The organism is Adhaeribacter aerolatus (assembly GCF_007991635.1).
Taxonomy (GTDB): domain Bacteria; phylum Bacteroidota; class Bacteroidia; order Cytophagales; family Hymenobacteraceae; genus Adhaeribacter; species Adhaeribacter aerolatus.
Genome location: NZ_BJYS01000039.1, coordinates 1 through 12,934, shown reverse-complemented (window position 1 = coordinate 12,934; position 12,934 = coordinate 1). Strand labels below are relative to the sequence as shown.

The window sequence follows — 12,934 nt, the reverse complement described above, 5'->3', positions numbered from 1 at the left end:
CAAGTATATTCAAGTTATGTGTAGCCTTAGCCGACTCAGCTATGCGTAGAGTTAGTGTAATGCACTATGCATTTTCGGAAAGCCAATCTCTGATTGGCGTAATCCGAAAATACTAAATATTAAATAATATTATATAGTGACGCAGTCCAACACTACAGGTGAGCGGCTTGTGGAAATCGGGAGTGTTGTATCTTTCTAAATATTAACTAAGCCAATCAGAGATTGGCTTTCTAAAAAGTGCGTAGAGCGCTACGCTAACTCTACGCACAGCAGGAGATCAAGCTTAATGCTGCCCGGGTGAGTGCGGAACGAGCATAAACGAAATAAAAAAAGCTACTGCGTAAATCAGTAGCTTTTTGGGAGTTAAGCCTTAAACTTAACTAAAGTAAACCTATTTACTGTAAGAAGTTCGTTCGATAATACTGCGGCCCAGCGTAATTTCATCGGTATATTCCAATTCGCCGCCAACGGGTACGCCCCGGGCAATGGTGGTAATCCGAACCTTAGAATCGCGCAGTTTGCGGGTAATATAAAAGGCAGTGGTATCACCTTCCATGGTCGGGCTGATAGCCAGTACAATTTCTTTTACTTCCGAATCGTCTAAACGATCTACCAGCGAGCCAATGGTTAAATCTGAAGGCCCAATACCTTCGATGGGCGAAATAACGCCGCCCAGCACGTGGTATAAGCCTTTGTATTGGCCCGTATTCTCGATGGCAATCACATCGCGGATGTCGCTTACCACACACAACATACTACGGTCGCGGAGCGGATTGGCGCAAATATTACATATTTCGGTATCCGAAATATTGTGGCAATTTTTACAGTAAGTAATGTCCTCGCGCATTTTTACCAGCGCGGCCGATAAAGATTGGGTTTCGGTGGTTTCTTCTTTTAACAAATGCAGCACCAACCGCAACGCCGTTTTCCGGCCAATTCCCGGAAGTTTTGCCAACTCATCAACTGCATTCTCTATTAACTTTGACGGAAAATTCATTTAAGCGTTAGGGTTATACAATATCCGCCGAAATGCCCCGGTCGTGAATAGCCGAACACATGGCTTCCAGCTCTTCGTAAGTACCTACTTTTACGGTGCATTTACCTTTGTAATGAATCAGGTAGGTACATTGTTCGGCTTGCTCCGGCGCATGTTTGCATACTTCAATCAACGTTTGAATAACGTGCTCAAAAGTATTAAAATCGTCGTTATACACAACCAGATTCTTCAGGTCTATTACTTCTTCCAGAAGCAATACATCTTCCTGAAATGCTATTTCGGTCTCTGTCCTCATAGTTACAAAATTACGAAAATAAGCCGTCTTTTAAAAGAAAACTGCTTATTTCTGTTTAACTTTCGCCCCACTTTGTATTATACTTTTTCTGTTTCCTGAATGGTTACAAAATTTATTTTATGCTGCCTAGCAGCCAGTTGCATCTGAAAAGAATAATTAAAACCTATGCTGCAACTGTTTGTTTTACCGGTTTAAAATAAAGCCATGCTCTTTTATCTTGCTTATGCCAGTACCCTCCGCCGATTTTAAGAAAGTCTTAAAAAATTTATCCGATAAAGAAAAAGAAGCCATTATTTTGCGGGCCGTGCGGCGCGATGCCGAGCTATACGATTTGCTGGCTTACGAACTATTACCCGACCGCACCCTGGAACAGGTTTTTGAAGAAACTTCCGAGGTTATACACGAGCACATGTACGGGGTAAGCGGCCGTAACCTCAGCAAAAATATTAATCGTTCGTTGCGGAAATCGGTAAAAGAAATTGCCCGGTTTAAACGAATAACCAAAGATGTTAAAGCCGAAATAGATTTGAACTTATACTTACTCCGCCTGATATTCGATAATTTTACCGGTCAGTTCGAAAGCCGCTACAAGAGTTTTTTTGCAGGTACGGCCCGTTTGCTTTTGCGCACCACCAAACTTATCCGGAAAAACCTGCACGAAGATTACCACCTGGAGTACAAAGCCGATTTAGATAACTTCCTGGACCAGGTGCATAGCCGCAGCCAGCGCATCCATCTTACCTTCGACGTACCCCGGGAATTTGAGGTGGAATAAACACCCTTGCGGCTTACTTTAAAGTTCAACCTGATTTCTAATTATAGGTTACTATTCAAAATTATTAGCTCATTCACGCATTCATCAACTCACGCATTCCACAACATGACAGACGCTTTTTTTGCCTGGAGTGGCGGTAAAGATTCGGCTTTGGGTTTATACCGGATTTTACAAGAACCGCAATACCGGGTTAAATATTTACTAACAACGGTGAATGAAGCATACCAGCGCGTTTCGATGCACGGCGTACGGCTGGCTTTGCTGGAACAACAGGCCCAGGCCATTGGTATTCCTTTAAAAATTGTGTGGGTGCCCGAAAATACCAGTATGGGCGAATACGAGGCACGCATGGCGGAAGCCTTGCAAGGTTTTAAAATAGAAGGAATTACCACGGGTATTTTTGGCGATATTTTCCTGGAAGATTTACGCCGTTACCGCGAAGAGAAATTAAACCAGATTGGAATGCAGGCATATTTTCCGTTATGGGGTGCAAACACAACAGGACTGGTGCAGGATTTTATCGCGTCAGGCTTCCGGGCAAAACTAGTTTGTGTAAGCGATCAACGATTGGGACGTGCGTTTATTGGCCAAGACTTAGATGCCGCACTTTTGCAGGATTTACCTGCCCCTGTAGACCCGGCTGGCGAAAATGGCGAATACCACTCCTTTGTTTATGATGGGCCGCTATTTAATAACCCGGTAAACTTTAAACCAGGGGAAATAATAATGCGGGATTACACCCCTGCAGCTGATAAAGATGCTGAATGTGGCACCAATAATACCCCGGCTTACGATACTAAATTCTGGTTCTGCGATTTAATTCCGGAGCCTTCTTAAATATTCTTAAAAAATTAGAAAACACGGTGGCTCCTAAAAGTAAGGTTCGTGGGTGGCATCTAAGGGCTCTACGTGAATGAGCACATCGTAAATGCGGGGATTGGCATCCAGAATTACCGCTTTTACGGCGTGGGCAATATCGTGGCCTTCCCGCACCGATAAATCACCGTCCACGAGTACATGCAAATCAACAAACAGCTCAAAACCCATTTTCCGGACAAAGCATTTTTCCAGGCCTTTCACCCCGGGCACATCGCTGGCCAACACTTTCACTTCCTGAATAATATCGGCCGACGGCGCAGCATCCATAACCTCGTTCAGGGCCGGCCGAAACACCCGGTAAGCGTTTAAAAAAATAATAACGGCGGCAATCAGGGCGGCATAATCATCGGCCACCTCGTAACCCTTGCCCCCAATCAGTGCAATAGAAATTCCAATAAAGGCGGCACCCGAAGTAATGGCATCGCTCCGGTGGTGCCAGGCATCGGCTTTAACGGCGGTACTATCCGCTTCCTCCCCTATTTTTATTATAAACCGGAATAAAACCTCCTTTACCAGAATTACAGCCCCCAGCACCCACAATGTAAAAGTTTTAGGTACTTCATGAGGCGTTAAAATATTGCTGATACTTTCTACCACAATTAAAATCGCAGCCGCCGTCATGGTAAGGGCAATAATCGTGGCCGCGAGTGGTTCAGCTTTACCGTGTCCGTAAGGATGATCTTTATCGGGGGCTTTGGCCGCAATGCGCAGGCCGGCAAATAATATTAAAGAGCTGAATACATCCGAAGCCGACTCGATGGCATCGGCTATGAGGGCGTAAGAATTACCCAAAATACCCGCCGTACCTTTAATAATGACCAAACCCATGCTAACCAAGATACTAATTAGGGTAGATCTAAGGCCTTTATAAGCCGGGTGCGGCAACGTAGATGGTTTGGCTACAGTCAAGGGTTAATATTTTAAGCTGAGTTTCCTGATTTATTCGGCGGCAAAGTTCGGGAGTAATCCGGTAAAAGCAAATCTGCTTCGCCGTTGCCGAAACAACCACGAAGCAGATTACTAAATTAACGCCTAAAAAGTTAGCTTATTTTTTAGCTACCAGGTTAAACTGTACGGTAAAATCGTCATGAATAGCTTTGTCGCCGATGTTTTCGAAAAAGCTTTTAGAACCATACCGTATATCCCACTTGGTGCGGTCTAAAGTAACAGCATCGGATTTGGCGGTAATGGTATTGCCTTGCACGTTTACTACTGCCGGAAAGCTAACAGGTTGCGTAATACCTTTAATGGTTAGCAAACCGTTTACGGTAGCATTAGCAGCACTAGCTTTCGCACTTTTTACCGGCGTTACTTTTGTTAATTTAAAAGTAGCATTCGGGTGTTTCTCTGTCGAGAAGAAATCATCAGACTTTAAGTGGCCTACTAATTTCTGGTTATAATCTTTATCGGTAACATCCAGGTTCACAATGCTGTTCATATCAATAAGCACATTGCCGCCTACCACTTTATTTTTATCGGCCTGCAGTTCGCCGCTGGCAATTTTAATGGTACCATTATGCTCGCCGGTCACTTTTTTACCGTTCCAGGTCATAGTGCTTTGCGCCGGATCAATTTTATAAGCCGTAGCGGTTACACCTTTGGCTTTGGTAACTTTATTTACAGATGCAAAAGCAATATTCTCCTGGGCATTTACATTACCAGAAAATAATAGGCTTGCCAGAACTAGGGCAGAAAAAATAGTTTTTCTCATGATTTAAAAGGAATTATAAAGGAATTGATAATATGAAAATTTTCTTTTTATACTTAACTGCGGATTTTATCCAGCAAATGATTAAGGGTTTCGGCTTCGGCTTCGGTTAAATGCTGCAAACCAAAAAAAGCATCTTTGGTATCGGTTACTACCCGTTCTAATAAGTCTAAACCCGCTTGGGTAATTAGTACATCTACGGTGCGGCGGTCGTGCTCGCATTGGGTGCGACTTACCAGGCCTTTGGCGACAAGTTTATCTACAATACGCGAGGCGTTAGAAGTTTTATCCAGCATGCGTTCAATCAGCAGATTTACCGTGGCTGGTTTGGGATGCTGCCCCCGCAAAATCCGTAAAATATTATACTGGGGTAAAGTCAACCCATAAGCCCGTAATAATTCGGCTTGCCGTTGTTCTATCCACCCGGCCGAATAAATCAGGTTAATAAGTGCTTTCTGGTGTACACTTTTAAATACCGGTTGTTTTATCTCTTCTTCTATCCGCATACCTGCCTGTATTACGATTTCGTTACAAATATATGTATATACATTTAATGTAAAAACATTTTTTGGTTTTATTTTAGTTCAATCTTTAAAGAAAAACCCGCTGCTTGCTTTCTTAGCACAATAATCATTAAATATAAAACTGGGCTAGTAAACACTACCAGATAAGTACTTATCCTGAAACAGTTAATATTTCAGTATTTACCGGTTAATATTTAAGTATAAAAAAAATTATTAACCAGGTTTAATTTCGTAAAAAAAGAAGGAAGAAGTAATAATTAAAAGGTTGGATTAAGTTGGTACATAGTTCGGTATTGGCGGTTATTTTAAGGTTTCTTCCTTAGTTTTTTCATAATAGTCCCAAAAAGCTAATCATATTTTATGATTAGCTTTTTTTATTGTCTGGTATCTCTTTAGTTTGCGATTGGCAATGCTATTGTCTGTAGCAACATGCCAAACGTATCTGCCTTCTTATGAAAACACTTGCTATTTATGGTTTAATAACTGGGCTGGTCATTTCGGGTTGGATGTACCTGGAGTTTCTGGCAGGTTTTCATGGCTCCGAAGTTGGCCGTTACACCGGCTTTGCAGCACTCCTTTTTACTATTCTGGGTATTTATTTTGGTATCAGGGCTTACCGCAACCACGATCGGGCCGGGCGTATAAATTTCTGGCAGGGCGTGCTGGCCGGGGTGGTAATCTCCATATTTGCCGGGGTTATAACAGCGGCCTTTACGTTTGTGTATCTGCAATATATTAACCCGGGTTTTGTAGACTTTATGGTTAACCTAAAACGGCAAACCCTGGAGCAGCAAGGCGCCACCGAGGTGCAGATTCAGTCGAATGAGATGGTAACCCGCGAAATATTTCAACCTTTACCGCAGGCTTTACGGTCTTTTGGTGGTTATCTGGCGGCCGGCAGTTTGTTTTCGCTGATTATGGCGGGTTTACTCAAAACTAAAAGGCAGGATGAAGCTTAATCTGCTTTCAGGGAATTAAAAGTTCGCCATTCTTTTCTTCCACAATGCCGAAAGGCTCGTTTTTTAAAATCAGGAAACCATCTAAATCGGCCTGGTAAACGCCCTGGCATAACTGCATAGCCGACCAAATACCTAAAGAAGTTTCGATCATACAGCCCACCATGGTTTTTAAGCCGCGCTGGCGGGTTTGCTCTAATATATGCAGGCCGTTTAAATACCCACCGGCTTTCATCAGTTTCATGTTTACCCCGTGAAACTGTTTCTGCAACAATTCGAAGTCGGCCTCGTTCGTAACCGATTCGTCGGCAAAAATATCGTAAGGGGTGTGCTGGCGCAGATAGGTATACGCTTCGGTTTGGGCCGCCGGCAGGGGTTGTTCAATAAAAGAAATCCGGAAGCGTTTTAGCTTTTCCAGAAAAACGAGCAATTCATCCGGGTCGTTCCAGGCTTCGTTGGCATCTACAATCAGAGGCTTGGTGCTAACCGAGGCCACCTGGCGCACCAAATTAAGCCCTTCTTCCTGGTTTACTTTTACTTTCAGGTTGCCAAACCGGTTCAGGTTGTTATCGCGGATAAAGGCCGGCACCAGCGCCGGATCCATAATCGGCAACGAAAAAGCGGTTGATACGGATTGGGGCAGGCGCAAGCCTAAAAATTCTACTACCGTAATACCTTTTTTCTGGCAGAAATAATGAATATATGCCGACTCAATGGCAAACCGCAAGGAATTGGCCGGCGGATACAACGAGAGCAGCACTTGCAAATCTTCCAGCGAACGGATCAACTCCAACCCGTTTTCTACCAGCGATTCGTATTGCCGGGTCAGTTCTTGGGCCGTTTCGCCGTATCGGATATTGGGCGCAGCTTCTCCAATCCCCACAAAGCGCCGGTCGGCCACCCGGATAAATAAATTGGTTTTTTCGTCCGAGCTGTTTCGGGAAATTTTCCAGGTATAACGTAACTGCAATTGCTTGGACTCGATATGCCAACGAAGCATAAAAATAAATTTAAGCCGGTGAGAAAAAGGCGCGGTTATAAAGATGGCAGAATTAATTATTTCCTTTTTATAAACCAAAAAACCAGCCGATAATTTTCCGGCGAGTTACTATGGAATGGTGCTGGCCCGACTGGCCACTCCCACCTGAATATCCAGAAGAAAATAATATATTTGTAGCTTCTTAAAGCTAAAAATCTAAATAAACAAAAGGATATAACCGAATTTCAGTTAGCCCGACCGGATTGATAACTGCCCTTTTTTGTTTTTACCCATTAATAATTATTAAATATTAAGGTGGGTTTTAAATCAAACTACCAAGGGGCGTTCTTTATTTTATTAGTCCTTTTAGGCAGCGGGGTCAGGTAAACCTTTTCCACACGGTATTCTTATATGAGTAAATCCCGGATATTACTAATTACTTTACTTGTACTTACCATTGCCGCCATCCTGACGGTACTGGAAAATTACGGATTTATCCACCTTTCACCGCTGGCCCTGGGGGTATTGCGCTGGGTAGGCATTGCTTTACTAATATTTTATGCCTTCCGTAAAAAATCGCTGACTACCTGGATATTGGCCAGTATGGTAATTGGGGCCGAGATAGGTTACAGCTTTCCGGATTTTGCCCAGAACCTGAATTTACTGAGTAAAATATTTCTGCGCCTGATTAAAACCATAATTGCCCCACTCATTTTCGCTACCCTGGTAGTAGGTATTGCGGGCCACTCTAACCTGAAACAGGTGGGGAGCATGGGTTTAAAAGCTATTATTTATTTTGAAGTAGTTACCACTCTTGCCTTATTTATTGGGCTGGCGGCCATTAATATCAGCCGGGCCGGTGAGGGCATTGTGCTGCGCGGCGCCGAAACGGCCAGTATTCAAGCACCGCCAAAGCAATCCGTCAGCGATATTATTCTGCATATATTCCCGGAAAATATTGCTAAATCTATAGCCGAAGGCGAGGTTTTGCAAATTGTGGTCTTCAGTATTTTGTTCGGAATTGGCCTGGCCATGCTGGCCGAAAACCGGCGGCGGCCTTTGCTGGAAGTAACCGAAAGCCTGGCTGAAACCATGTTTAAGTTTACAAATATTATTATGCTGTTTGCGCCGGTAGCGGTAGGCGCCGCCATTGCTTATACGGTGGGCCACATGGGTTTTGGCATTCTGGTAAATTTATTTAAGCTACTGGCTACTTTATATGTAGCGCTGCTGGTGTTTATTTTGGCGGTGTTGGTACCAGCGGCCCTGATGTTCCGGATTCCGATTAAACGCTTTGTGCAGGCCATTGCCGAACCCGTTTCGATTGCCTTTGCCACCACCAGTTCCGAAGCCGCTTTGCCCCGGGCCATGGAAGCTATGGAAAAAATAGGTGTGCCGCGTAAAATAGTAGCTTTTGTAATGCCTATGGGTTACAGCTTTAACCTGGACGGGACTACGCTTTATTTGTCGTTAGCCTCCATATTTGTGGCCCAGGCCGCCGGCATCCACATGCCCTGGGAGCAGCAATTACTCATGGTTTTCACCCTGATGCTCACAAGTAAAGGTGTTGCCGGCGTTCCGCGGGCCTCGCTGGTAATATTATTGGGTACCGCTGCTTCTTTTAACCTGCCGGTAGAGCCCATTTTTATTATTTTAGGAATTGATGAATTAATGGATATGGCGCGTACGGCGGTTAACGTGGTGGGCAACTGTCTGGCCTCAGCCATTGTCGCCCGCTGGGAAGGTGAATTTGAGGACAATCCCAGCCTGGTAATGCAGGAAGTAGAAGAAATTTAACCGCAGGTAGTAATCTCCATTAGTTAATAGTTATTATTCCGGAAATATTTATTACCTTTTTAGCTAAACCCGAAACCTATGAAAAGAATATTAACTTTTGCCGTATTGGGTCTGACAAGCTATAGTACCCTGGCGCAGACAATGATCCCATCTCCGGAGCTGCAGATAAAATCGGCAGTACTGGCGGCTCCGGCCGATAAAAGAGCCGGCGCTACCGTGTACGGATATACTCCCAAGGGAATGGCCGTTTTGCGCAAAGGTACCAACGAACTTATATGTGTGGCCGATAACCCAACTGAACCCGGCTTTTCGGCCTCGTGTTACCACAAAGATTTACAACCCTTTATGACCCGGGGGCAGGAACTGCGGAAGGAAGGTAAAAAAGGTCAGGAAATTTTTGATGCCCGCGAACAGGAAGTAAAAGCCGGCAAACTGGCCATGCCCAAGCAACCCTCTACCCTATTCGTTTTTTCGGCACCCGAAGAAAACTATAATGTTACTACCGGCGAAGTAAAAAATGGTTACCTGCGCTACGTGGTGTATATTCCTTACGCCACCGCCGAAAGCACCGGTCTGCCCCTGAAACCCGAAGGTCCGGCCATGCCCTGGATTATGCATCCCGGCACCCACGGCGCCCACATCATGATTAACCCGCCCAAACCCGAAGCGAATAAGTAAATTTTATTTTTGTGAGCATTTGCTCAGGCAAGAATATTGTTTAATCCGAAAATTCGATTGGCTTAATAATCTCTGAAAATAAAAAATGCCTCTTCCAAATAAGTTGGGAGAGGCATTTTAGTTTGTCGTTTTTGTTAAAACGCTAAAACTGTTGCGTCATGCTGTTTTGAGTAGAATGTGTTGCCACAAGGGGGATATTATACCAAATAGTACAAACTATATTCAATAGTAAAATACAGGAAATATTGCTCTGAGGGTTTTAATAATATTTGTTAATTAGCTATGAAAGGATGTAAATGCGATTTGGTTTTACCACCCATCTGATCAGTCCCGCCAGAATACTTCCTGGAGCCTTCGCAGCCAGAGCAACTGTTTCCGACTAGTTGTTATTAAAGCTAAACAGCTTCGCTAAGAATAAAAAAAAGCCGGAGCGAAAACTCCGGCCTTTCTATTTACCGTTCGGAATGACTTCCGGTGGGCTTACCTTCTCAGGCTTATTCTTACTACTTTGTTAAACTTATCAGTGCTCAGGCGGGCAATGTAGATACCTTCCGGCATGTTGTTATTGCCTATTTCGAAGCTGTATTTTTTACCAGCTTCGGCTTTTCCAGCGCTGATGCGTTTAACCACGCTGCCTTTAACATCGTGCAGCACCAAAGTATATTCACCACCTTCTTGCAGGCTGAACTCAATGGTAGCTTTATCGGTGTATGGGTTCGGAAAGGCACTCAGCTCGGTACCGGCACCAGCCCCTAATAAATCATCCCCGGTTGGCGATTTTTTGTAGGCTGCAGTAGTAGCAGGGGTACCGCCCAATGGACAGCCGGCGTTGTTGTAGGTATCCAAGGTAGATGCCAACGTACCTGGTGCAGTGCCTCCTGTTCTATAAGCAGTGTTTACAGCAGTAACCAAAGAAGTTATAGTTGGGAATGCTGGATTATAATTTATATCGTTTGCTCCGCTGCTGCAGATATTGAGTAAAGCAGCTACTGATTGACGAGCTAAGTTATAGATACCGCCGCCACCTAAATTCAACGCTTGTAATAAGGTCAGGTTATAAAACTCTGCTGGGGCATTTACAAACACATTCCTATACAAGGTGTTAGGTGTATAACTGCTGCACCACCGGTCAGTGTGGTTTTTCCAGTAACCTAAAGTACAACCTTGTGGCGGATTGCAAACGGCAAAGGTTACGGTTACTTGGGCACTTACGATAGGGCAAGGTCCGGCAGGGTCATTAGTCATAGCTGTTAATATAACCGGTGTACCAGCTGCCAGAGCAGTTGCACTTGGCGTATAAACATTATTTACTACCGTACCCATTCCAGCAGGAACACTCCAGGTAACAGAGGTTGCGCCTCCACCAAAGATAGGTGCTAAGGTAACCTGACGAACACCGCCATTAACGGCACACGGCACTACGTAAGGACCACCGGCATTCAAAGTAGCAGCTGGATAAACATTAATTATCCTGGTGTCATTATTTGCACCGCATGGACCACTAGGATCGTTGGTTGTTAGCCGCAGCGTTACCATACCTGTAAAGTTGGGTGCCGGTGTGTAGGTTACAGTAGCCGGGTTGGCAACCTGGGCTGTAGTACTTAAGGTACCACCACCGGAAACAATAGACCAGGCACCGGTTGTGGCGCCACCACCAATGGTTGCTCCTGTTAAAGCAATGGCTGCAGGATTCGCAGATTGACAAACATCATTCGGTCCGCCAGCTTCTACAGTAACACCCGGATAAATGGTGATAGTTCTCTCATCACTTACTGCCTGACAAGGGCCAGCGCCATCTGGGTCAGCAACGGATAACCTTACTACAACCGAACCGGTATAATTTGCCGGTACACTCAAACTTCCGCTGGCAAGAGTATTATTGGATAAGGTAATCCCCGCATTAACTGGATTAGACGAAACAACGGACCAGGTAGCAGTACCACCAGTAGCATTGGCGCCGGTTAAAGCTACACTTTGAGCAGAAGCAGACTGACAAACACTGATTGGTTCACCAGCTTCTACCGTAGCAGCCGGGCTGATATTAATAATTCTGGTATCCGTTATGGCTGGGCAAGGACCTGTTGGGTCAGGACTGGCTAATTGCAAAGTAATGGTACCAGTATAATTAGCGGCTACGGTTAAGCTACCAGCAGCTAAGGTTGTATTGGTAAGCATATTACCCGCATTGGCTGGACTAGAAGATACTATCGACCAGGTACCAGTTGTTGCGCCACCTGTTACACTAGCGCCGGTTAAAGCGATAACCTGAGCAGTGGGTGATTGACAACGATTGTCCGGACCACCTGCTTCTACTATTACTCTTGGATAAATAGTAACGGTTCTTTCATCTTCTACTGCCTGGCAAGGGCCTGCACCATCTGGGTCAGCTACGGTTAGTTTTAAGGTAATTACACCAGTATAGTTTGCTGCCACATTCAGCGTACCACTTACAGCAGTATTATTGCCTATGGTATTAGCACCAGCCGGAACAGAAGAAACTATTGTCCAGACACCTGCTCCACCAGTTGCGCTGGCGCCGGTTAAAGCTACTACTTGTGCGGTTGTAGTTTGGCAAGCCGTTAATGGTTCACCTGCTTCTACCGTTGCCGCTGGGCTGATATTAATTATTCTATCATCGGTTACCGCTGGGCAAGGACCTGCACCATCTGGGTCGGTACTGGTTAACCTTAGGGTAATAGTACCAATATAGTTAGCAGCTACAGTTACGCTACCGGCAGCTAAGGTTGTATTTGTTAAAGAATTAGCTCCAGCAGGCACAGATGATATTATAGACCAGGTACCATTAGAGGCACCACCCGTTACGCTGGCTCCAGTTAATGCTATCACCTGAGCGCTTGTTGATTGACACCTGTTGTCAGGTCCACCGGCTTCCACTATAGCTCTTGGATTGATAATAATGGTGCGTTCATCACTTACGGCCTGACAAGGACCTTCTCCATCCGGGTCAGCTACGGTTAATCTCACAGTAATGGTACCGGTGTAATTTGCCGGTATATTTACACTACCAGCAGCCAAAGTGGCATTAGCTAAAGTAACACCCGCGTTAGCCGGATTAGCAGTAACTATAGACCAAGTTGCGGTACCACCAGTTGCACTGGCGCCGGTTAAAGCTACTACTTGAGCGGTTGTAGATTGACAAGCCGCTAAGGGACCGCCAGCTTCTACTGTAGCAGCAGGGCTGATATTAATAATTCTGGTATCCGTTACGGCTGGGCAAGGACCTGTTGGATCAGGACTGGCTAACTGCAAAGTAATGGTACCAGTATAATTAGCGGCTACGGTTAAGCTACCAGCAGCTAAGGTTGTATTGGTAAGCATATTACCC

General features: G+C 44.9%; 12 protein-coding genes. 5 read left to right on the top strand and 7 right to left on the bottom strand.

What is annotated here, in order from left to right:
* Window positions 1-391: 391 nt before the first annotated feature.
* Window positions 392-997: a recombination mediator RecR gene (recR, locus tag AAE02nite_RS21025; protein WP_146902709.1), complete on the bottom strand. Its 606-nt coding sequence runs from the start codon at window positions 995-997 to the stop codon at window positions 392-394.
* A 13-nt stretch (window positions 998-1,010) separates the two neighbouring features.
* On the bottom strand, window positions 1,011-1,292 hold the full coding sequence (locus AAE02nite_RS21020) for an ATP-dependent Clp protease adaptor ClpS (protein ID WP_146902706.1): 282 nt from the start codon (window positions 1,290-1,292) through the stop codon (window positions 1,011-1,013).
* Between the two features lie 223 nt (window positions 1,293-1,515).
* Between AAE02nite_RS21020 and AAE02nite_RS21015 the strand changes: the two genes are divergently transcribed.
* A complete protein-coding gene (locus tag AAE02nite_RS21015) occupies window positions 1,516-2,067 on the top strand; it encodes a hypothetical protein (protein ID WP_146902703.1) in 552 nt (183 codons plus the stop codon).
* A 105-nt stretch (window positions 2,068-2,172) separates the two neighbouring features.
* Complete coding sequence (locus tag AAE02nite_RS21010; protein ID WP_146902700.1) at window positions 2,173-2,904, top strand: Dph6-related ATP pyrophosphatase; 732 nt, start codon at window positions 2,173-2,175, stop codon at window positions 2,902-2,904.
* Window positions 2,905-2,937: 33 nt separating this feature from the next.
* Here AAE02nite_RS21010 and AAE02nite_RS21005 read toward each other — a convergent pair whose 3' ends face one another.
* From AAE02nite_RS21005 to AAE02nite_RS20995, 3 genes are all read right to left on the bottom strand, one after another.
* Window positions 2,938-3,855: a cation diffusion facilitator family transporter gene (locus tag AAE02nite_RS21005; protein WP_246151209.1), complete on the bottom strand. Its 918-nt coding sequence runs from the start codon at window positions 3,853-3,855 to the stop codon at window positions 2,938-2,940.
* A gap of 136 nt (window positions 3,856-3,991) precedes the next feature.
* On the bottom strand, window positions 3,992-4,657 hold the full coding sequence (locus tag AAE02nite_RS21000) for a YceI family protein (protein ID WP_146902696.1): 666 nt from the start codon (window positions 4,655-4,657) through the stop codon (window positions 3,992-3,994).
* Between the two features lie 53 nt (window positions 4,658-4,710).
* Complete coding sequence (locus AAE02nite_RS20995) at window positions 4,711-5,160, bottom strand: MarR family winged helix-turn-helix transcriptional regulator (RefSeq protein ID WP_146902693.1); 450 nt, start codon at window positions 5,158-5,160, stop codon at window positions 4,711-4,713.
* Window positions 5,161-5,630: 470 nt separating this feature from the next.
* Here AAE02nite_RS20995 and AAE02nite_RS20990 point away from each other — a divergent pair, with 470 nt between their 5' ends.
* A complete protein-coding gene (locus AAE02nite_RS20990) occupies window positions 5,631-6,137 on the top strand; it encodes a DUF4199 domain-containing protein (protein WP_146902690.1) in 507 nt (168 codons plus the stop codon).
* Between the two features lie 7 nt (window positions 6,138-6,144).
* Here AAE02nite_RS20990 and AAE02nite_RS20985 read toward each other — a convergent pair whose 3' ends face one another.
* Complete coding sequence (locus AAE02nite_RS20985) at window positions 6,145-7,134, bottom strand: dipeptide epimerase (RefSeq protein WP_146902687.1); 990 nt, start codon at window positions 7,132-7,134, stop codon at window positions 6,145-6,147.
* 390 nt (window positions 7,135-7,524) lie between these two features.
* Between AAE02nite_RS20985 and AAE02nite_RS20980 the strand changes: the two genes are divergently transcribed.
* Window positions 7,525-8,910, top strand: a complete 1,386-nt coding sequence (locus AAE02nite_RS20980; RefSeq protein ID WP_146902684.1) for a dicarboxylate/amino acid:cation symporter — start codon at window positions 7,525-7,527, stop codon at window positions 8,908-8,910.
* A 78-nt stretch (window positions 8,911-8,988) separates the two neighbouring features.
* Entirely contained in the window at window positions 8,989-9,588 is a 600-nt protein-coding gene (locus AAE02nite_RS20975) for a hypothetical protein (RefSeq protein WP_146902681.1), read from the top strand.
* Window positions 9,589-10,068: 480 nt separating this feature from the next.
* Here AAE02nite_RS20975 and AAE02nite_RS20970 read toward each other — a convergent pair.
* The coding region (locus tag AAE02nite_RS20970; RefSeq protein WP_146902678.1) for a T9SS type A sorting domain-containing protein at window positions 10,069-12,934 on the bottom strand (2,866 nt) is incomplete at its 5' end.

Bases quoted from the DNA above. Each gene is read 5' to 3' on its own strand.
- recR (WP_146902709.1), bottom strand. From the start codon at position 997: ATGAATTTTCCGTCAAAGTTAATAGAGAATGCAGTTGATGAGTTGGCA.
- AAE02nite_RS20995 (WP_146902693.1), bottom strand. From the start codon at position 5,160: ATGCGGATAGAAGAAGAGATAAAACAACCGGTATTTAAAAGTGTACAC.
- AAE02nite_RS20975 (WP_146902681.1), top strand. From the start codon at position 8,989: ATGAAAAGAATATTAACTTTTGCCGTATTGGGTCTGACAAGCTATAGT.
- AAE02nite_RS21015 (WP_146902703.1), top strand. From the start codon at position 1,516: ATGCCAGTACCCTCCGCCGATTTTAAGAAAGTCTTAAAAAATTTATCC.
- AAE02nite_RS20985 (WP_146902687.1), bottom strand. From the start codon at position 7,134: ATGCTTCGTTGGCATATCGAGTCCAAGCAATTGCAGTTACGTTATACC.
- AAE02nite_RS21020 (WP_146902706.1), bottom strand. From the start codon at position 1,292: ATGAGGACAGAGACCGAAATAGCATTTCAGGAAGATGTATTGCTTCTG.
- AAE02nite_RS21000 (WP_146902696.1), bottom strand. From the start codon at position 4,657: ATGAGAAAAACTATTTTTTCTGCCCTAGTTCTGGCAAGCCTATTATTT.
- AAE02nite_RS20980 (WP_146902684.1), top strand. From the start codon at position 7,525: ATGAGTAAATCCCGGATATTACTAATTACTTTACTTGTACTTACCATT.
- AAE02nite_RS20990 (WP_146902690.1), top strand. From the start codon at position 5,631: ATGAAAACACTTGCTATTTATGGTTTAATAACTGGGCTGGTCATTTCG.
- AAE02nite_RS21010 (WP_146902700.1), top strand. From the start codon at position 2,173: ATGACAGACGCTTTTTTTGCCTGGAGTGGCGGTAAAGATTCGGCTTTG.